Origin of the sequence: Streptomyces sp. WI03-4A, assembly GCF_033792105.1 — a bacterium.
GTDB classification, from domain to species: Bacteria; Actinomycetota; Actinomycetes; order Streptomycetales; family Streptomycetaceae; genus Streptomyces; species Streptomyces collinus_A.
In genome coordinates this window covers 1-20,084 of the sequence record NZ_JARAUO010000019.1, presented here as the reverse complement: position 1 = coordinate 20,084, position 20,084 = coordinate 1, and the positions used below count along the sequence as shown (strand labels likewise).

At 71.9% G+C, this 20,084-nt stretch carries 13 protein-coding genes; 7 read left to right on the top strand and 6 right to left on the bottom strand.

Annotated features, from left to right (window positions below; all coding sequences use genetic code 11):
• Positions 1–206 precede the first annotated feature (206 nt).
• Positions 207–1,865: a M4 family metallopeptidase gene (locus tag PV343_RS20170; protein ID WP_319148356.1), complete on the top strand. Its 1,659-nt coding sequence runs from the start codon at positions 207–209 to the stop codon at positions 1,863–1,865.
• 71 nt (positions 1,866–1,936) lie between these two features.
• Positions 1,937–2,458, top strand: a complete 522-nt coding sequence (locus PV343_RS20165) for a DUF1990 domain-containing protein (protein ID WP_319148355.1) — start codon at positions 1,937–1,939, stop codon at positions 2,456–2,458.
• Positions 2,459–2,495: 37 nt separating this feature from the next.
• On the opposite strand, the gene PV343_RS20160 is transcribed toward PV343_RS20165, so the two are convergent.
• Complete coding sequence (locus PV343_RS20160) at positions 2,496–5,114, bottom strand: glycosyltransferase family 1 protein (protein ID WP_319148354.1); 2,619 nt, start codon at positions 5,112–5,114, stop codon at positions 2,496–2,498.
• Between the two features lie 335 nt (positions 5,115–5,449).
• On the opposite strand from PV343_RS20160, the gene PV343_RS20155 reads away from it, so the two are divergent.
• The 4 genes from PV343_RS20155 (at position 5,450) to glgB (ending at position 13,324) form a co-directional block, all read left to right on the top strand.
• A complete protein-coding gene (locus tag PV343_RS20155) occupies positions 5,450–7,573 on the top strand; it encodes an alpha-1,4-glucan--maltose-1-phosphate maltosyltransferase (protein WP_319148353.1) in 2,124 nt (707 codons plus the stop codon).
• A complete protein-coding gene (treS, locus tag PV343_RS20150) occupies positions 7,570–9,270 on the top strand; it encodes a maltose alpha-D-glucosyltransferase (RefSeq protein WP_319148352.1) in 1,701 nt (566 codons plus the stop codon). Before PV343_RS20155 ends, treS begins: the two co-directional genes overlap by 4 nt.
• Before the next feature lie 89 nt (positions 9,271–9,359).
• A complete protein-coding gene (locus tag PV343_RS20145) occupies positions 9,360–10,775 on the top strand; it encodes a maltokinase N-terminal cap-like domain-containing protein (RefSeq protein WP_319148351.1) in 1,416 nt (471 codons plus the stop codon).
• Positions 10,776–10,861: 86 nt separating this feature from the next.
• Positions 10,862–13,324, top strand: a complete 2,463-nt coding sequence (gene glgB, locus PV343_RS20140) for a 1,4-alpha-glucan branching enzyme (RefSeq protein ID WP_415923503.1) — start codon at positions 10,862–10,864, stop codon at positions 13,322–13,324.
• Between the two features lie 109 nt (positions 13,325–13,433).
• On the opposite strand, the gene PV343_RS20135 is transcribed toward glgB, so the two are convergent.
• The 5 genes from PV343_RS20135 to PV343_RS20115 all read right to left on the bottom strand — a co-directional run bounded on the left by PV343_RS20135 (position 13,434) and on the right by PV343_RS20115 (position 19,226).
• Entirely contained in the window at positions 13,434–15,662 is a 2,229-nt protein-coding gene (locus PV343_RS20135) for a HelD family protein (RefSeq protein ID WP_319148349.1), read from the bottom strand.
• Positions 15,663–15,832: 170 nt separating this feature from the next.
• Positions 15,833–16,165, bottom strand: coding sequence for a thioredoxin family protein (locus PV343_RS20130; protein ID WP_319148348.1), 333 nt, complete (start codon positions 16,163–16,165; stop codon positions 15,833–15,835).
• Complete coding sequence (locus PV343_RS20125; protein WP_319148347.1) at positions 16,162–16,590, bottom strand: MerR family transcriptional regulator; 429 nt, start codon at positions 16,588–16,590, stop codon at positions 16,162–16,164. Before PV343_RS20125 ends, PV343_RS20130 begins: the two co-directional genes overlap by 4 nt.
• Before the next feature lie 76 nt (positions 16,591–16,666).
• On the bottom strand, positions 16,667–17,458 hold the full coding sequence (locus PV343_RS20120) for a DUF2127 domain-containing protein (protein WP_319148346.1): 792 nt from the start codon (positions 17,456–17,458) through the stop codon (positions 16,667–16,669).
• Positions 17,459–17,552: 94 nt separating this feature from the next.
• Complete coding sequence (locus PV343_RS20115) at positions 17,553–19,226, bottom strand: MFS transporter (protein WP_319148345.1); 1,674 nt, start codon at positions 19,224–19,226, stop codon at positions 17,553–17,555.
• 116 nt (positions 19,227–19,342) lie between these two features.
• On the opposite strand from PV343_RS20115, the gene PV343_RS20110 reads away from it, so the two are divergent.
• Positions 19,343–19,966: a TetR/AcrR family transcriptional regulator gene (locus tag PV343_RS20110; RefSeq protein ID WP_319148344.1), complete on the top strand. Its 624-nt coding sequence runs from the start codon at positions 19,343–19,345 to the stop codon at positions 19,964–19,966.
• Positions 19,967–20,084: the final 118 nt, after the last annotated feature.

The window sequence follows — 20,084 nt, the reverse complement described above, 5'->3', positions numbered from 1 at the left end:
CCACTCTCCGGCGGCGTCCGTTTACATCTTTGAAACGTTCGGCAGACAGTTGGTTTTGCGCCAACATCACTTCAGGGTCATGACATGTACGCGCCCCTGGTGCCACTCTTCCTTCACCCGCCGCAGCAGCACAGCAACTTCGCACCGCCACAGCCTCCGGACAGTAACCCCACACTGCCCGGACTCCCCCACGAGAAGGAGCTTCTGTGAGCCCCCTCTACGCGCGTCACAAGCGCACCACTCTGGCCATCGCCACCGCTGTCGCCGCCGGAGCCCTGCTTTCCACCGGGCTGACCACCAGTGCCAGCGCGCAGACCCCGGCCGAGGTCGCCGCCAAGCCCCTGGCCGCCGCCCCGACCGCGCTGTCCTCCGCCGCCCGCACCACCCTGCTGCAGAAGGCACAGGCCGGTGCCGCGCAGACCGCGCAGCACATAGGCCTCGGCGCCAAGGAGAAGCTCGTCGTCAAGGACGTCGTCAAGGACGCCGACGGCACCGTCCACACCCGCTACGAGCGCACCTACGCCGGCCTTCCGGTGCTCGGCGGCGACCTCATCGTCCACACCGCCAAGTCGGGTGCGACCGAGGGCGTCACCAAGGCCGTCAAGTCGGCCGTCAAGGTCGCCTCGCTCAAGCCGCAGATCACCGCCGCCAAGGCGGAGAAGCAGGCCCTGAGCGCCGCGAGAACCCTCGGCTCCGCCAAGTCCTCCGCGGACGGCGCGCGCAAGGTGATCTGGGCCGGCTCCGGCAAGCCCGTGCTCGCCTACGAGACGGTCGTCGGCGGTCTCCAGGACGACGGCACCCCGAACCAGCTGCACGTCATCACCGACGCGGCCACCGGCAAGAAGCTCTTCGAGTACCAGGGCATCGAGAACGCCACCGGCACCGGCAAGTCGCTGTACTCGGGCACCGTCAGCCTCAACACCACGCTGTCGGGCTCGACGTACCAGCTGTACGACACCACGCGCGGCGGGCACAAGACGTACAACCTGAAGCACGGCACCTCGGGCACCGGCACCCTGTTCACCGACACGGACAACGTCTGGGGCACCGGCACCGCCTCCAGCTCCACCACGGACCAGACGGCCGCCGCCGACGCCGCCTACGGCGCCCAGGAGACCTGGGACTTCTACAAGAACACCTTCGGCCGCAGCGGCATCAAGAACAACGGCGTCGGCGCCTACTCCCGCGTCCACTACGGCAGCTCGTACGTGAACGCCTTCTGGGACGACAGCTGCTTCTGCATGACCTACGGCGACGGCTCCGGGAACACCCACCCGCTGACCTCGCTGGACGTGGCCGGCCACGAGATGAGCCACGGCGTCACCTCAAACACCGCGGGCCTCAACTACAGCGGCGAGTCCGGCGGCCTGAACGAGGCGACCTCCGACATCTTCGGCACCGGCGTGGAGTTCTACGCCGCCAACAGCTCGGACGTCGGCGACTACCTCATCGGCGAGAAGATCAATATCAACGGCGACGGCACCCCGCTGCGCTACATGGACAAGCCCAGCAAGGACGGCGGCTCCGCCGACTACTGGTCCTCCACGGTCGGCAACAAGGACGTCCACTACTCGTCCGGTGTCGCCAACCACTTCTTCTACCTGCTGTCCGAGGGCAGCGGCGCGAAGACGATCAATGGGGTCTCGTACAACTCCCCGACCTACAACGGCGCCGCGGTCACCGGCATCGGCCGCGCCAAGGCGCTGCAGATCTGGTACAAGGCGCTGACCACGTACATGACGTCGACGACCAACTACAAGGCCGCCCGCACGGCGACCCTGAACGCGGCGTCGGCCCTGTACGGCTCCACCAGCACCGAGTACAAGGCGGTCGCCGCGGCCTGGACCGCGGTCAACGTCAGCTGATACCAGGTAAGTTGACTGTCGGCGGTACCCGGGCTGAGAGCGACCCGGGTACCGCCTTAGTCTTGTGACCCATGTCCCCGGCGCCCTTCACCTACGAGCCGGTCGGCGCGACCCGCGACGACCTGAGCTTCTGCCCGCCCGGATTCCGCCCGATGCTCGTGCGCACCCGCCTCGGCGAGGGTCCCGAGGTCTTCCGCCGGGCCGCCGAGGCGGTCCTGACCTGGGAGATGCACCGCGCGCTCGGCGTGGGCATCGACGCCACCGCGGACCGCGCGGCCCCCGGCACCGACGTCACGGTCACCCTGGCCGGCCTGGTCAGAGCACCCTGCCGCATCGTGTGGACCGTGGAGCAGCCCCGCCGCGCCGGCTGGGCCTACGGCACCCTCGAAGGCCACCCCGAGTGCGGCGAGGAGGCCTTCGTGGTCGACCGCACGGGCGACGGCACCGTCTGGCTGACGGTGGCCGCCTTCAGCCGGGCCGCCAAGTGGTACGCCCGGGCCGGCGGCCCGGCCACCCGAGGTCTCCAGCACGCCTACGCCCGCCGGTGCGGGACGGTCCTGCGCCGGTTGTGCGCCGGGCTGGAGGAGGACTGACCCCCGCGGCACTCGCCATGGGGGCCCGCCCCCGCGTCTAGCGCAGCAGCACCCCGGCCCCCTCCGCCGCGTCCTCGGACGGCACCGCCACCAGCCCCAGTTCCGCGCTCGACGCGAGGTGGCGGTGGGCCGGCAGGATGCGGACCGTGTAGCCGTAAGGTCCGGTGCGGTCCAGGGAGAGGGGGCCCTCGTAGAGCAGGCGGCCCTCCAGGTCGGGAGTGCCCACCGGCTTCAGGGGCACCGTCGTCGCGTCCGTGATGCGGTCCTCGGAGTCGACCCGGCCCGACACGGCCTGCACCTCGACGTCGTCCGGGCCCAGCTCGCCGAGCCCCACCCGGACCCGCAGCCCCACGCTCGTGCCCAGCTCCGCGGTGGCCGTCGTGGCCGCCGTCTCCAGGTGGTCGACGCTCACCCCGGGCCACGCGGCACGCACCCGGGCCTTCCAGCCGGCCAGTTCGCGGGCCGTGTCCGGGGTCAGCGCACGGTGGGCCTGCGCGGCGGGCGCGTACAGGCGGTCCACGTACTCGCGGACCATGCGGCCCGCCAGCACCTTCGGGCCGAGCAGGGTGAGCGTCTGCCGGACCATCTCGATCCAGCGGTCGGGCAGCCCGCCGCGCCCCCGCTCGTAGAACCGGGGCGCGACCCGCTGCTCCAGCAGGTCGTACAAGGCCCCGGCCTCGATGTCGTCGCGACGGTCCGGGTCGGTGCCGACGCCGTCCGCGGTCGGGACGGCCCAGCCGAAGTCCGGCTGGAACCACTCGTCCCACCAGCCGTCCAGCACGGAGAGGTTGAGGCACCCGTTGAGCGCGGCCTTCATCCCGGAGGTCCCGCAGGCCTCCAGCGGGCGCAGCGGGTTGTTCAGCCAGACGTCACAGCCCGGGTAGAGCTTCTGCGCCATCGCCATGCCGTAGTCGGGCAGGAAGACGATCCGGTGCCTCACCCGCGGGTCGTCGGCGAACCGCACCAGTTCCTGCACCAGCCGCTTGCCGCCGTCGTCCGCCGGGTGCGCCTTGCCCGCCACGACGATCTGGACCGGCCGCTCGGGGTGCAGCAGCAGCTCCATCAGCCGGTCCCGGTCCCGCAGCATCAGGGTGAGCCGCTTGTACGACGGCACGCGCCGCGCGAACCCGATGGTCAGCACGTCGGGGTCGAGCACCCCCTCGATCCAGCCCAGCTCCGCGTCGCCCGCACCCCGCTGCCGCCAGGACGCGCGCAGCCGCTCCCGCACCTCGAACACCAGTTGCTCGCGCAGCGTGCGGCGCAGCTCCCAGACCTCCTGGTCCGGGATCTCCGCGACCGAGTCCCAGCGCTCGGAGCCGCCGACGGTCAGCGCGTCCTCGGCCCGCTGGGTGCCGATCTGCCGGGCGCCCAGGCGGAGCACCTCCGGGGCCACCCAGGTCGGGGCGTGCACCCCGTTGGTGACGGAGGTGATCGGCACCTCCTCGGCGTCGAATCCCGGCCAGAGTCCGGCGAACATCTCCCGGCTCACCTGACCGTGCAGCAGGGACACGCCGTTGGCCCGCTGCGCGAGCCGGAGTCCCATCACGGCCATGTTGAACAGGTTCGGCTCACCGCCCGGGTACGTCTCCATGCCGAGGGCCAGGATGCGCTGCACGTCGATGCCCGGGAGTTCGGCGTCCGGCCCGAAGTGCCGTCCGACCAGTTCCCGGTCGAACCGGTCGATCCCGGCGGGCACGGGCGTGTGCGTGGTGAACACGGTTCCGCTGCGCACGGCCTCCAGCGCCGGGTCGAAGTCCAGCCCGCGCTCGCACAGCTCGGCGATCCGCTCGAGCCCGAGGAAGCCCGCGTGCCCCTCGTTGGTGTGGAACACCTCCGGGTCCGGGTGCCCGGTGAGCCGGCAGTAGGTCCGCACGGCCCGCACACCCCCTATGCCGAGCAGCATCTCCTGGAGCAGCCGGTGCTCGCTGCCGCCGCCGTACAGCCGGTCGGTCACCCCGCGTTCGCCGAGGTCGTTCTCCTCCACGTCCGAGTCGAGCATCAGCAGCGGCACCCGCCCCACCTGGGCCAGCCAGATCCGGGCGCGCAGCGCCTTGCCGCCGGGCAGGGCCAGCGAGACCTGGGCCGGGGTGCCGTCGGCCTCCTTCAGCAGGCTTACGGGCAGTTCGTGCGGGTCGAGCACCGGGTAGTGCTCCTGCTGCCAGCCGTCCCGGGACAGGCTCTGGCGGAAGTACCCGTGCCGGTAGAGCAGTCCGACGCCGATCAGCGGTACCCCGAGGTCGCTGGCCGCCTTCAGGTGGTCCCCGGCGAGGATGCCCAGGCCCCCGGAGTACTGGGGCAGCGCGGCCGTGATGCCGAACTCCGGGGAGAAGTAGGCGACCGCGGCGGGCAGGCCCGCGTCCTGGTGCTGGTACCAGCGGTCGCCGGTCACGTAGTCGTGGAGGTCGTCGGCCGCCGCGGTAAGCCGGCGCAGGAACCGCCGGTCGCCGGCCAGCTCGGCCAGCCGGCCCGGGCGGACCCCGCCCAGCAGCCGCACCGGGTCGGCCCCGGCGGCGGCCCAGCGTTCGGGGTCGACGGACTGGAACAGGTCGCGCGTCTCCGCATGCCACGACCAGCGCAGATTGCGCGCCAGGTCGCTGAGTGGCCGGAGGGGTTCGGGGAGAACGGGACGGACGGTGAACCGACGGATCGCCTTCACATTCCACCTCGACACGTCGCGGGGTGAGACGCACGGCGCTGTACGTCTCGTCGTCAGGGTCGACGGTAGTGGTTACCGGGGCGTCGGTGGGGACGTACCGGACAGGGGTGTCGGGGCACGGGGGCGTGGACGCCAGGGCGTGGGGCACCCGGAAAAAAGGGGCTGGTCTTGCGTGTGGACGTACGCGTGAGTAGTTAACAAAGTGCCGGATTGCCCACCCGAACGGGATGGGAAGGCTCCTCCGGTGACCCCACAGCACCATCAGAGCACCACCGCAGGACCCACCTCCCCACATCCATCCGCCCACACCCTCGTTGACGCGGACAGGAGCGGTCATGCCCGCCACGCACCACTCGTCAGCACCCCCGACTACCAGTAGGACGGCCGGAAAGAAGACATCGGGCAACAAGTCAGGCAAGCCGGTGGAGGACGTCCTCGAACCGGCGCCACCCCGGCAGCAGCCCGGCCCGGCCGGGGCCACCGCCGTCGGGCGTATCCCGGTCCTCGATGTGCGCCCCGTGGTCCAGCACGGGCGCAGGCCCGCCAAGTCCGTGGTCGGGGAGGAGTTCGAGGTCTCGGCCACCGTGTTCCGCGAGGGGCACGACGCCGTCGCCGCGAACGTCGTGCTCCGCGATCCGGGGGGACGCCCCGGGCCCTGGACACCGATGCGCGAACTCGCCCCGGGCACCGACCGCTGGGGTGCCACCGTCGCGGCGGACCGGCCCGGCCACTGGACCTACACGGTCGAGGCGTGGTCGGACCCCGTAGGCACCTGGCGGCACCACGCGCGGATCAAGATCCCCGCGGGCATCGACACCGAACTGGTCCTGGCCGAGGGCGCACTGCTGTTCGAGCGAGCGGCCGCCGGTGTCCCCGAGGGGCAGCGGGCCGTCGTGGCGTCGGCCGCCGCCGCGCTGCGGGACGCGGACCGCCCGGCCGCCTGGCGGCTCGCGGCGGCGTTGTCGCCGGAGGTGGAGGCGGTGCTGGCGCGGTATCCGCTGCGGGAGTTGGTGACGGCGTCGGACGCGATGCCGTTGCTGGTGGAGCGGGAGCGGGCGCTGTTCGGTTCCTGGTACGAGTTCTTCCCTCGTTCGGAGGGCACCGCCGAACAGCCGCACGGCACGTTCCGGACGGCGGCGAGGCGGCTCGAGGCGATCGCGGAGATGGGTTTCGACGTCGTCTACCTGCCCCCCATCCATCCGATCGGCACCACGTTCCGCAAGGGGCCCAACAACTCGCTGACCGCGGGCCCGCAGGATGTGGGGGTGCCGTGGGCGATCGGTTCGCCCGAGGGCGGCCACGACAGCGTGCATCCCGCGCTGGGCACGCTGGAGGACTTCGACCACTTCGTGGGTGAGGCCGCCCGGCTGGGTCTGGAGGTGGCGCTGGACTTCGCGTTGCAGTGTTCGCCGGACCATCCGTGGGTGCACAAGTACCCGGAGTGGTTCCATCACCGGCCCGACGGCACGATCGCGTACGCGGAGAACCCGCCGAAGAAGTACCAGGACATCTACCCCATCGCCTTCGACGCGGACATGGACGGTCTGGTCGCGGAGACGGTGCGGGTGCTGCGGCACTGGATGGACCACGGGGTGCGGATCTTCCGGGTGGACAACCCGCACACCAAACCGGTGGTGTTCTGGGAGCGGGTGATCGGCGAGGTCAACCGCAGGGACCCGGACGTGATCTTCCTGGCGGAGGCGTTCACCCGGCCGGCGATGATGCGCGCGCTGGCCGAGGTCGGGTTCCAGCAGTCGTACACGTACTTCACCTGGCGCAACGACAAGCGGGAGCTGACGGAGTACCTGACCGAGCTCTCGGGTGAGTCGGCGGCCTGGATGCGGCCGAACTTCTTCGCCAACACCCCCGACATCCTGCACGCCTACCTCCAGCACGGCGGCCGGCCCGCCTTCGAGGTCCGGGCCGTGCTCGCCGCCACCCTCTCCCCCACCTGGGGCATCTACAGCGGCTACGAACTGTGCGAGAACACCCCGCTGCGCGAAGGCAGCGAGGAGTACCTCGACTCGGAGAAGTACCAGCTCAAACCCCGCGACTGGGAAGCCGCCGCCCGCGAGGGCCGCACCCTGGCTCCTCTCATCACCCGGCTCAACACCGTCCGGCGCGCGAATCCGGCCCTCCGGCAGCTGCGCGACCTCCACTTCCACCACGCCGACAACGACCAGGTGCTCGCCTACAGCAAGCGGAGCGGATCGAACACGGTTCTGGTGGTCGCCAACCTCGACCCCCACCACACCCAGGAGGCCACGGTCTCGTTGGACATGCCGCAACTCGGCCTGGACTGGCACGAGTCGGTGCCGGTGTGCGACCTGCTCACCGGCGAGACCTACCACTGGGGCAGGGCCAACTATGTGCGGCTCGAACCGGGTCGTCGACCCGCGCATATCTTCTCGGTGCTGCGACCGTCCACCCCGAAGACCGGAGGGTCACCCACAATATGATCGTCAACGAGCCCGTTCCGGACACCTTCGAGGACACTCCCGCCAAGGACCGGAATCCGGATTGGTTCAAGAGCGCCGTCTTCTACGAGGTCCTGGTCCGCTCCTTCCAGGACAGCAACGGTGACGGCGTCGGCGACCTGAAGGGTCTGACCGCCAAACTCGACTATCTGCAATGGCTGGGTGTCGACTGCCTGTGGCTGCCGCCGTTCTTCAAGTCGCCGCTGCGTGACGGCGGTTACGACGTCTCCGACTACACCGCGGTACTGCCCGAGTTCGGCGACCTCGCCGACTTCGTGGAGTTCGTGGACGCCGCGCACCAGCGCGGCATGCGCGTGATCATCGACTTCGTCATGAACCACACCAGCGACCAGCACCCGTGGTTCCAGGAGTCGAGGCGCGACCCGGAGGGGCCGTACGGGGACTACTACGTCTGGGCCGACGACGACAAGCAGTACCAGGACGCGCGGATCATCTTCGTCGACACCGAAGCCTCCAACTGGACGTACGACCCCGTACGCAAGCAGTACTACTGGCATCGTTTCTTCTCGCACCAGCCGGACCTCAACTACGAGAACCCGGCCGTGCAGGAGGAGATGATCTCCGCACTGAAGTTCTGGCTCGACCTGGGCATCGACGGTTTCCGCCTCGACGCCGTGCCGTACCTGTACCAGCAGGAGGGCACCAACTGCGAGAACCTCCCCGCGACGCACGAGTTCCTGAAGCGGGTGCGCAAGGAGATCGACGCCCAGTACCCCGACACGGTGCTGCTGGCCGAGGCCAACCAGTGGCCCGAGGACGTCGTCGACTACTTCGGCGACTACCGTTCCGGCGGCGACGAATGCCACATGGCGTTCCACTTCCCGGTCATGCCGCGCATCTTCATGGCCGTGCGCCGCGAGTCCCGCTACCCCGTCTCGGAGATCCTCGCCAAGACCCCGGCGATCCCCTCCAACTGCCAGTGGGGCATCTTCCTGCGCAACCACGACGAGCTGACCCTCGAAATGGTCACCGACGAGGAACGCGACTACATGTGGGCCGAATACGCGAAGGACCCGCGTATGCGCGCCAACATCGGCATCCGCCGCCGCCTCGCCCCCCTGCTCGACAACGACCGCAACCAGATCGAGCTGTTCACCGCCCTGCTGCTGTCCCTGCCCGGCTCGCCGATCCTCTACTACGGCGACGAGATCGGCATGGGCGACAACATCTGGCTCGGCGACCGCGACGCGGTCCGCACCCCCATGCAGTGGACCCCCGACCGCAACGCCGGCTTCTCCTCCAGCGACCCCGGACGCCTCTTCCTGCCCACGATCATGGACCCGGTCTACGGCTACCAGGTCACCAACGTCGAGGCGTCCATGTCCTCCCCGTCCAGCCTGCTGCACTGGACCCGCCGCATGATCGAGATCCGCAAGCAGAATCCCGCCTTCGGACTGGGGTCCTACGACGAACTGCAGTCCTCGAACCCGGCGGTGATCGCGTTCCTGCGCGAGTACGAGGACGACCTGGTGCTGTGCGTGCACAACTTCTCGCGGTTCGCGCAGCCCACCGAGCTGGACCTGAGCCGGTTCGGCGGGCGGCACCCCGTCGAGCTGTTCGGCGGCGTGCGCTTCCCCGCCATCGGTGAACTGCCCTACCTGCTGACCCTGGCGGGCCACGGCTTCTACTGGTTCCGGCTGCGCCGGGAAGCCGCGTAGGCCATACCCCGGGTGGGGCGGTTTCCCTCGCCCCACCCGGGGCACGCAACAGTGACACCCCGACGACCCGGGGAAAGGACGTGACGCCCGTGGCGGAAACGGTCACCCCCTTCGGCACCACCCCCTCATCCGGCCACCCCCTCGCCTCGCTCGAACCTCTGCTGCGCGAATGGCTGCCCCGGCAGCGCTGGTTCGCCGGCAAGGGACGCCCGGTCACCGGACTCACCCCGGTGGCCGTCACCGAACTGCTGCCGCCCGACGGCCGGATCGGGCTCTACCACCTGCTCGTGCGCGTCCACCAGCCGCCCGCGCTGGGCACGCCGGCGCACCCCGGCGACTGCTACCAGCTCCTCATAGGCGTGCGCGAGGCGCTGCCGCCCCGGCTGGCGCCCGCGCTCATCGGACATGTCACGGAGGGGCCGCTGGCCGGCCGCACCGTGTACGAGGCCCTGTACGACCCCCGGCCCGCCGACGTGCTCCTGGAGGCCCTGCGCACCCAGGCGCGCATCGGCGGGCTGCGGTTCGACCGGGACCCGGGCCAGGAGATCCGGGACGGACTCGTGGCGCGCGTGATGACCGCCGAGCAGTCCAACTCCTCGATCGTCTATGGCGATACGTTCATCCTGAAGCTGCTGCGCCGGGTCGTCCCCGGCGTCAACCCCGATCTGGAGATACCGCTGGCGCTGGCCCGCGAGGGCTGTGCCCGGGTGCCCGCGCCTACGGGCTGGCTCCATGCCGAGCTGGACGACGACTCGTACGTGCTGGCCGTGCTCCAGCCGTTCGTGAGCGGTGCGACCGACGGCTGGGAGCTGGCGCTGCGCGAGCTGGCCAAGGGCGAGGACTTCGTCGCGGAGGCCCGCTCGCTGGGCCGGGCCACCGCCGAGGTGCACACCGCCCTCGCCCGCGCCCTGCCGACGGTCACCCTGGGCCAGGCCCAGCTCGGGCTGCTGGTCGACGGCATGACCGAGCGGCTCGAGGCGGCCGTCCAGGCGGTGCCGGCGCTGCGGCCGTACGAGCCGGGGCTGCGCTCCGCCTTCCGGGCGCTGGCCGACCTCGCCGAGGAGGGGCGCACCTGGACCGCCCAGCGCGTCCACGGCGACCTGCACCTCGGCCAGTGCCTGCGCTCGCCGTCCGGCGCGTGGTCGCTCATCGACTTCGAGGGCGAGCCGGCCCGGCCGCTGGCCGAGCGGCGCATGCCGCAGCCGGTGCTGCGGGACGTCGCCGGGATGCTGCGCTCCTTCGACTACGCGGCCCGGTCGGCGAGCCCGCAGGCCCCGGAATGGGCCCACGGGTGCCGGTCGGCGTACTGCGCCGGGTACGCGGAGGTCGCCGGCCGCGACCCGCGCACCGATCCGGTCCTGCTACGGGCCTACGAGACCGACAAGGCCGTCTACGAGGTCGTCTACGAGGCCCGGCACCGCCCCGACTGGCTGGGGGTGCCCCTCTCGGCGGTACGCCGCCTCGCCGCGTCCGACCCTACCCTCGCCCGGGAGACCAGTCCGTGACGAAGAAGTCAGCCACCTCGAAGAACAAGTCCGGCAAGAGCAAGGCCGGGAAGAACGAGACCGAGAAGGCCGCGAAGGCCGCGAACATCGAACAGGCCGAGAAGGCGGAGAAGGTCGGGAAGGTCGAGAGGAAGGCTCAGGAGGAGGCCGAGAAGCGCGCCGCGGAGAAGGCCACGCGGGCCGGCGCCGGGCCGGAGACCGACCGGCCGGGCGGACCGGCCGCGATCCCGGGCGCCCGCGCACCGGAGCCCACCGCGGCGACGAACGCGCCCTCCCCGGCCCCCGCCCCGGTGCCCGTGCCACGCCCCGCGCCGGAACCGGCACATGCACCGGTACAGGTACAGGCACCGGAGATGGCCGCCGTCTCCCCCGCGATCGACGCCGGTGACCGCGAGCGGCTGCTGCACGGCACCCACCACGACCCGCACGGCGTGCTCGGCGCCCACCCGGTGCCGGGAGGGGTCGCGTTCCGCGTCTTCCGTCCCTACGCGCAGGCGGTCGCCGTGGTCTCCGGCGATCTGCGGGCCGAACTGCACGACGACGGCGACGGGTTCTTCTCCGGCCTGCTCCCGCTCGCCGACGTCCCGGCCTACCGGCTGCTGGTGACGTACGAGGGCACCGCCCACGAGGCGGAGGACCCCTACCGCTTCCTGCCCACGCTCGGCGAGCTGGACCTGCACCTGATCGGCGAAGGCCGGCACGAGGAGCTGTGGCAGGCGCTCGGTGCCCATGTCACGACCCACCAGGGCGTGCCGGGCACCCGGTTCGCGGTCTGGGCGCCCAACGCGCGGGGCGTGCGGGTCGCGGGCGGCTTCGACTTCTGGGACGCCACCGGTTTCCCGATGCGCTCGCTCGGCGGCACCGGGGTGTGGGAGCTGTTCGTCCCGGGCGTCGGCGAGGGCGAGCTGTACAAGTTCGAGATCACCCGCCCGGACGGCTCGCGCACGCTGCGCGCGGACCCGATGGCCCGCCGCACCGAGGTGCCACCCGCCACCTCCTCGATCGTGGACGCCTCGCACCACGAGTGGGACGACGGGGAGTGGATGGCCCGCCGCGCCGGTACCCCGGTGCACGAGGCGCCGTTCTCGGTGTACGAGGTCCACCTGCCGTCCTGGCGGCCCGGCCTCACCTACCGGCAGCTCGCCGAGCAGTTGCCCGCGTACGTGACGGAGATGGGCTTCACGCACGTGGAGCTGATGCCGGTGGCCGAGCACCCGTTCGGCGGCTCCTGGGGCTACCAGGTGACCGGGTTCTACGCGCCGACGGCCCGGCTCGGCACCCCGGACGACTTCAAGTACCTGGTGGACCGGCTGCACCAGGCCGGGATCGGCGTGCTGATGGACTGGGTGCCCGCGCACTTCCCGCGCGACGCGTGGGCGCTGGCCGAGTTCGACGGGCGTCCGCTGTACGAGCACCACGACCCGCTGCGGGCCGCCCACCCGGACTGGGGCACGCTGGAGTTCGACTTCGGCCGCCGTGAGGTGCGCAACTTCCTGGTGGCGAACGCCGTGTACTGGTGCGAGGAGTTCCACATCGACGGCCTGCGGGTGGACGCCGTCGCCTCGATGCTCTACCTCGACTACTCGCGCGAGCCGGGTCAGTGGACGCCGAACGAGCACGGCGGCCGGGAGAACCTGGACGCGGTGGCCTTCCTCCAGGAGATGAACGCCACCGTCTACCGGCGCTGCCCCGGGGTGGTGACCGTCGCCGAGGAGTCCACCGCCTGGGACGGCGTCACCCGGCCCACCCACCACAAGGGCCCGAGCGGCTTCGGCGGGCTGGGGTTCGGCCTGAAGTGGAACATGGGCTGGATGCACGACTCGCTGGAGTACATGAGCCACGACCCCGTGCACCGCGCGTACCACCACCACCAGATGACCTTCTCGATGGTGTACGCGTACAGCGAGAACTACGTGCTGCCGATCTCGCACGACGAGGTCGTGCACGGCAAGGGGTCCCTGGTGTCCAAGATGCCGGGCGACTGGTGGCAGCAGCGGGCCAACCTGCGGGCCTACCTCGGCTTCATGTGGGCCCACCCCGGCAAGCAACTGCTTTTCATGGGGCAGGAGTTCGCGCAGGGCGCCGAGTGGTCCGAGGCGCACGGCCCCGACTGGTGGCTGCTCGACCCGTCCTACGGCGCGGCGGCCGACCACCGGGGTGTGCGGGACCTCGTGCGGGACCTGAACGGGCTCTACCGCGCCACCCCGGCCCTGTGGCAGCGTGACACCGACCCGGCGGGCTTCCAGTGGATCACGGGTGACGCGGCGGACGACAACGTCTTCGCGTTCCTGCGGCAGGACGCCGACGGCAACCCGCTGCTGGCGATCTCGCACCTGGCCCCGGTGGTCCGGCACGACTACCGCCTCGGGGTCCCCGAGGACGTCCCGGCCTGGGTGGAGGTGCTGAACACCGATGCGGGCCACTACGGCGGTGGCAGCGTCGCCAACCCGGACGCGGTCAAACCGGAACCCCAGGGCTGGCACGGCCGCCCGGCGAGCATCAGGCTGACGCTGCCGCCCCTGGCCACGGTCTGGCTGCGGCCGGCCTAGCCGGACCCCTGCGCCACCGCACCCGGCCGAGCCGGGGCGGTCGGGGTGGTGGAGGCGGCCGGCGCGGGGGCGAGCGGGCCCGGGGCGGTGGCTCCGGGCCCCGTCGCCGTCACCCGGCCGGGGCCAGGCCCGCCGGCAGTGTGCCCGTGTGCAGCACTCCCAGCCGCTGGGTGGCCCGGGTCAGCGCCACGTACAGGTCGCTCGTGCCGTACCGGGCCGGCTCCACCACCAGGACCGAGTCGAACTCCAGTCCCTTGGCCTGGCGCGGGTCGAGCAGCACGACCGTGCGCGTGAGGTCCGGTTCGGCGCCGGCCGTGACGCCGTCGAGCCGGGCGGCCAGCCTGCGGTGCAGGTGGCGCGGGGCGATGACCGCGAGCCTGCCCTCGGCGGGGGTCAGCTCCGCGACCGCCTCGGCGACGGCGCCGGGCAGGTCGTCGGTGGCGCGGACCCAGGGCCGTACCCCGGTCGAGCGGACCGAGCTGGGCGGTTCGAAGCCGGGGTGCCGGGCGCGTACGACGGCCGCCGCCAGCTCCATGATCTCGGCGGGGGTGCGGTAGTTGACGCCGAGCCGGGTGTGCTCCCAGCGGTCCCCGACGTACGGCTCCAGGATCTTCGCCCAGGAGCCGACGCCCGCGGCCTCGGCCGTCTGCGCCGGGTCGCCGACCAGGGTCAGCGAGCGGGTCGGGCTGCGCCGCATCAGCAGCCGCCAGGCCATCGGCGACAGCTCCTGCGCCTCGTCGACGATGATGTGCCCGAACGCCCAGGTGCGGTCGGCCGCGGCCCGCTCGGCGGCGCTGCGGCGGTCGGCCTCCTCCTGCCGCTCGGCGAACCGCTCGGCATCGATGATGTCGTGGGCGGACAGGACCTCCGAACCGTCCGGGTCGCCGTCCTCCTTGTCCTCGAACTCGTAGGTGCGCGAGGCGTAGGAGACGTCGAGCACGCCCTGCGCGTAGGCCACCTGCGTCTCGCGTTCGCGCTCCGCCCGGGCCCGCGCCACCCGCTCGTCCACCCCGAGCAGTTCGGCCGCCTCGTCGAGCAGCGGCACGTCCGACACGGTCCACTCCCGGGTGACCGGCCGGCGGACGGCGGCCGCGTCCTCGTCGGGAAGGTAGCCCACCGGGTCGGCGAGGAAGTCCGCGACCAGGCGCTGCGGGGTCAGGCGCGGCCAGAGCTGGTCGACGGCGGCCCAGACCTCGGGGTTCTCGGCGAGTTCGTCGCGGATCTGGGTGACGTCGCTCGGGTCGAGCAGGTTGGTCCCGTCGTACGGGTCGGTGCCGATGCGTTCGGCGAGCATGTCGGTGAGGGTGTTGAGGATGTGGCCCTCGAAGTGCTCCCTGGCCTCGTTGTGCGGCAGCCGGGCGGCGCGGGCGCGTTCGCGGGCGACCCGGACCAGGCCGTCGTCGAGCATCAGTATCTCGCGGTCGTGCTCGATCGCGATCACCGGATCGGGCAGCGACTGCCAGTCGCGCACGACCTCGGCGAGGACGTCCGCCATGTCGGCGCGGCCCTTGACCGCGGCCGCCTCCCGGCTGTCGGCCGCCGTGGCCCGCACCCCGGGGAACAGCTCGCCGACCGTGGCGAGCAGCACCCCCGTCTCGCCCAGGGAGGGCAGCACCTCGCCGATGTAGCCGAGGAAGGCCGGGTTGGGGCCGACGATGAGCACGGCGCGGCGGGCCAGCAGCTCCCGGTGCTCGTAGAGCAGGTAGGCCGCCCGGTGCAGGGCGACCGCGGTCTTGCCGGTGCCGGGGCCGCCCTCGACGACCAGCACCCCGCGGTGCGGCGCCCGGATGATCTCGTCCTGCTCGGCCTGGATGGTCCGCACGATGTCGCTCATCCGGCCGGTGCGCGCGGAGTCGAGCGCGGCCAGCAGCACGGCGTCCCCGGTGGGGTCCTCGTGGCCGGTGCGGGTGGCGTCGCCGAGGTCGAGGATCTCGTCGTGCAGGGCGGTGACCGTGCGGTCCTCGGTGGCGATGTGCCGGCGGCGGCGCAGGCCCATCGGGGTGTGGCCGGTGGCCAGGTAGAAGGGACGGGCGACGTCCGCGCGCCAGTCGATGAGGACCGGGGTGCGCCGGGCGTCGTCCTCGCGCAGCCCGATCCGGCCGATGTGGTGGACCATGCCGTCGGCGAGGTCGATCCGGCCGAAGCAGAGCGAGCCGTCCACGGCGTTCAGCGCGGCGAGCAGCCCGGAGCGTTCGGCGACCAGGATGTCCCGCTCCAGCCGGGCCTGCATGGGCTTGTCGCCCTGGGCGAGCGCGTCCGCGACCGAGGTCTCGGTCGCGCCGCGCAGCACGTCCACCCGTGCGTACAGTCCGTCGATGAATTCCTGCTCGTGACGCAATTCATCGTCTGGAAATTCGCTGTTTGACAATTCCGCTCCCGCCCGGATAGAATGTGGTCACTGAACCTCTCCGCGACCTTTCCAAATTGAAGTCGCGAACCCCTGAATATACGCACAGAAATCCCCCGAGCGCAATTGCTCAGGGGATTTTCCGCGTTCGGGGGCCGGTTCTACAGCAGGTCGGCCAGCTCCTCCAGCAGCCGTCGCTTGGGCCGCGCCCCGACCATGGACCGCACCGGCTCACCGTCGCGGAAGACCATGAGGGTCGGGGTGGACAGCACGCCGTAGGCGACGGTCGTCCCCGGATTCCGGTCCACGTCGAGCTGCACGACCTTCAGCCGGTCGCCCTCCTCGAAGGCGATGTCCTTCAGCACGGGTGCCAGCTGCCGGCACGGCCCGCACCAGTCGGCCGTGAACTGCACCAGCACCGGCAGATCGGCCCCGATCACCTCCGTCCCGAAGTCCGCGTCCGTCACCTCGGCCAGTCCGCTCACCAAGCTCATCGCGTCACCCCTCCCAGTTCGCACCCGGGTTCCGGACCGCCCGGAACCAGCGACTCGGCGGCCAGCGCGTCCCGCGCCCGCTCGGCCCGCTCCAGCTCCCCCGCGACCGTCCGCCGCACCTGGGTGAGCTGCCCGATGAGCGCGTCCAGCTCGTCCAGCTTGCGCCGGTAGACCAGGAGCGAGGCCGGGCAGGAGTCGCCCTCCGGGTGCCCGGCCCGCAGGCACTCCACGAACGGGCGGGTCTCCTCCAGGTCGAACCCGAAGTCCTGCAGCGTCCGGATCTGGCGCAGCAGCCGGAGGTGGCCCTCGTCGTAGGTGCGGTGTCCCTTGTCGTCGCGCCGGGCGGGCAGCAGCCCCCGCGCCTCGTAGTAGCGCAGGGTGCGGGTGGTGGTCCCGGCCCGTGCGGCCAGCTCGCCGATTCGCATGTCCCCGACGGTAGGCGTTGACGTCGGCGTCAAGGCAAGCCCCCGGGCCGGCGGGATCGTCCGGCGGCCCCTCGGGTCAGCCGGCGCCGGCCCCTTCGGGTCGGCCGGCCTCGACTCCGGCCGACTCCTCCACCTCCAGCAGGGACGCGCTGTGCCGCTCCTCGTCGAAGGCTCTGCGCCCGCCCCGGAGCCCGAACAGGCGCTTGGCCAGCGCGATGTAGAGGACCGCCAGGATGTTGAGGACGAGAGTGGCGATCTTCAGGTAGCTGACCTTCTCAGTGAGTTCGTAGATCTCCAGCGGCAGGAAGGCGGCGGTGGCGACCACCGTCAGGTACTCGGCCCAGCGCTTGGCGTACCAGAGTCCGACCGCCTCGACCAGCTCGATGAGCGCGTAGGCCAGCAGCAGGGCGGCGACCAGCAGCAGCGTGGAGTGCCGGTAGCCGAACGCCTTCTGGATGGAGCCGACGACCGGTGAGTGGTCGAGGTCGTAGTGGAAGTGCCGGAACACCGGGCGGAAGACGTTCAGGTTCTCCTGAAACAGTCGGCGCACCGCGTCCTGGCTGTTGCTGAACTTCCACACCGCGAAGGCGACCAGCACGATGAACACCCCGCGCACGGCTCGCTCGATCGCCAGGAAGCGCAGGATGAACAGGTCCCGCAGCACCTTGCCGCGCGGCACCAGCGGCGCCTCCTCGGCCGGTCCTGAGCCGTGCGGCTCGCCGAGCACGAAGTCGCCGCAGCGCAGGCAGCGCCACACGTCGCCGAGCGCGGTCCGGGCGTGCAGCCGTACCCGCAGCCGCGGGTCGTCGGGCGCGTAGGTCACGTGCCCCTTGCGCGCACACGTCCGCCGGTCCCAGTCGATCTTCATCCCCCGTGCCTCCCTACGCGTACGGACGCCGTACGCCGACGTGCCGTTCCGGTCGATCCGGAGCGGCACGTTAGCCGACGGGGGCGCGGGGCGGTCAGCCGGCCGCGCTGTCCGCCAATTCCCTCTCCTCTTCCCCCACCTGCGGGGCGGCGCCTTCACGGCGCGGGAGCAGGACGGCCACCAGGACGGTGCCGACGCCCAGGATCACCGCGCCGACCAGGCTGGTGTGGGCGACCGCGTGCGCGAAGGAGGAGCCGACCGCGTCGGCCATCTGCCGGGCGCCGCTCCCGAGTTCGGCGGCCTGCTGCTTGAGCTGCGCGGCCTGCTGCGGGTCCTTGGCGGCCGCGGCGCGGGCCGCCGCCTGGTGCGCCTTGTCCCCGATGCCCTGGGCGACCGCGTAGCCGGCGCCGACCGAGTCCCGTGCGGTGGCCAGGGCGCTCGCCGGGAGCCCGCTGCCGGCGGTGGTGTCGGTGAGGCGGTCGCCGTAGGAGGTGCCGAGCAGTGAGCCGAGGATCGCGATGCCGAGCGAGCCGCCCAGCTCCAGCGAGGTGTCGTTGACCGCGCCGCCGACGCCCAGCTCGGACTCCGGGAAGGCGCCCATGATGGCGTCGGTGCAGGGTGAGAGGGCGAGACCGATGGCGAGGCCCAGGATGACGAGGGGCGCCACGAAGTCGCCGTAGCCCGAGCCCGCGTCCACCCGGGTCAGCAGCGCCAGTGCCGCAGTACCGCCGACCATGCCCGCGCCGACCGTCCACTTCATGCCGACGCGCGGGGTGAGCCAGCCGGTGAGGGCCGAGCCCACGAAGACCGCACCGGCCAGCGGCAGCATGCGGACGCCGGTCTCCAGGGCGTCGTAGCCGAGAACGAACTGCAGGTGCTGGGTGAGGTAGTAGAAGGCGCCGAAGACGGCGAGGAAGAACAGGGCGACGGCGAGGTTGGAGCCGGCGAAGCGGCGGTCGGTGAAGCGGCGGACGTCGAGGATCGGGCGGGGGTGGCGCAGCTCCCACAGGACGAAGGCGACCAGGCCGGCGGCCGCGACGACCGCCGCGGTGACGGCCTCGGCGCCCCAGCCGAAGTGCGGCCCCTGGATGATCATGTAGACGAGCGAGCCGGTCCACAGCACGGAGAGCAGGCCGCCGACGTAGTCGATGCGGTCGTGGTGCCCGGCCTTGGAGGGCGGCACGAGGACCAGGGCGCCGACGATCGCGAGGGCGGCGATCGGCACGTTGATCAGGAAGGTCGAGGACCAGCCGTGGTCGCGCAGCAGGGCGCCCGCGACCACCGGTCCGGCGGCGATGGCGAGGCCGGCGGTGGCGGTCCACAGGGTGATCGCCTTGGCGCGCTCGGCGCGCGGGAAGGTCGCCGCGAGCAGGGAGAGCGTGGCGGGCATGATCAACGCGGCGCCGACGCCCATCACGGCGCGGGCCGCGATGACGGTCGCGGCGCTGCCGGCCAGGTAGCCGAGGACGGCGCCGCCGCCGAAGACGACGAGGCCGAGCACGAGCGCCCCACGCCGGCTGTACTTGTCGCCGATCGCGCCGAGCAGCAGCATCAGCGCCGCGTAGGGGACGGTGTAGCCGTCGATGACCCACTGCAGGTCGGCGCTGGACAGCCCGAGGTCGCGGGTCATGTCCGGGGCGGCGACGGTGAGGGCGGTGTTGGCCATCACGATGATCAGCAGGCTCAGGCAGAGCACGAGCAGCGCCCACCAGCGCCGGGCGTAGGGCCGGCCCGTGCTTTCGACCGGTTCCTTCATGACGAGTCGCATGGCAGGGATCGCCTTCCTCGGTACGCGACAGACTTGCACAGCGTCGTGCAATTGCACAGACATGTGCAATGTACGTCGTTGCACATCGCTGTGCAAGTCGGGGAGAGGAGTGCAGAATGACGGTCATGACCACGGGTAACACCAGCCGCGCCGACGCCAACCGGCGCCGCATCCTCGACGTCGCCCTCGCCGAGCTGCTGCGCGATCCCGACGCCTCCATGGACCAGATCGCCCGCGCCGCGGGGGTCGTACGACGGACCGTGTACGGCCATTTCCCCAGCCGCGAGGCGCTGATCAGCACGCTCGTCGACGGAGCGGTGGAGGCGCTGACGGAGGCGGACGCGGGGTCACGCGCCGGGGTGGCGGACCCGGCGGAGGCGGTGGCCCGGTCGGTGCTGGCGATCTGGGCGATCGCGGACCGCTACCGGCTGCTGGTCGCCCTGGCCCAGCGCACGGTCACCGTGCAGGGCATCCGCGACCGCCTCGCGCCGCTGCGCGAGAACAAGATCCAGGTCCTCCGGCGCGGCCTGGACGAGGGAGTCTTCACCTCCCCGCTGCCGGCGCCGGCCCTCGCGTACGTCCACGAGCAGCTGCTGTTCGCGGTGATGGAGGCGGTGAACGACGGCCTGGTGACCGCCGATGAGGCGGGCCGCTCGGCCACGGTCACGGTCCTGACCGCAGCGGGCGTACCGGCAGCGACGGCCACGGCACTGGTGGCAAGGCTGCACGGGGAGCCGTAGGGGCCGCCTGGAAGGCCGGGGGCCAGGAGCCGGGGGCTGGTGGCCGGGAGGCCGGAGGCCGGGAGGCCGGGGGCCGGGGGCCGGGAGGCCGGGGGCCGGGGGCCGGGAGGCCGGGGGC

Coding starts and splice junctions, on each gene's coding strand:
- PV343_RS20125 (WP_319148347.1), bottom strand. CDS start 16,590: ATGCGAATCGGCGAGCTGGCCGCACGGGCCGGGACCACCACCCGCACC.
- PV343_RS20110 (WP_319148344.1), top strand. CDS start 19,343: ATGACGGTCATGACCACGGGTAACACCAGCCGCGCCGACGCCAACCGG.
- treS (WP_319148352.1), top strand. CDS start 7,570: ATGATCGTCAACGAGCCCGTTCCGGACACCTTCGAGGACACTCCCGCC.
- PV343_RS20155 (WP_319148353.1), top strand. CDS start 5,450: ATGCCCGCCACGCACCACTCGTCAGCACCCCCGACTACCAGTAGGACG.
- PV343_RS20165 (WP_319148355.1), top strand. CDS start 1,937: ATGTCCCCGGCGCCCTTCACCTACGAGCCGGTCGGCGCGACCCGCGAC.
- PV343_RS20130 (WP_319148348.1), bottom strand. CDS start 16,165: ATGAGCTTGGTGAGCGGACTGGCCGAGGTGACGGACGCGGACTTCGGG.
- PV343_RS20115 (WP_319148345.1), bottom strand. CDS start 19,226: ATGCGACTCGTCATGAAGGAACCGGTCGAAAGCACGGGCCGGCCCTAC.
- PV343_RS20120 (WP_319148346.1), bottom strand. CDS start 17,458: ATGAAGATCGACTGGGACCGGCGGACGTGTGCGCGCAAGGGGCACGTG.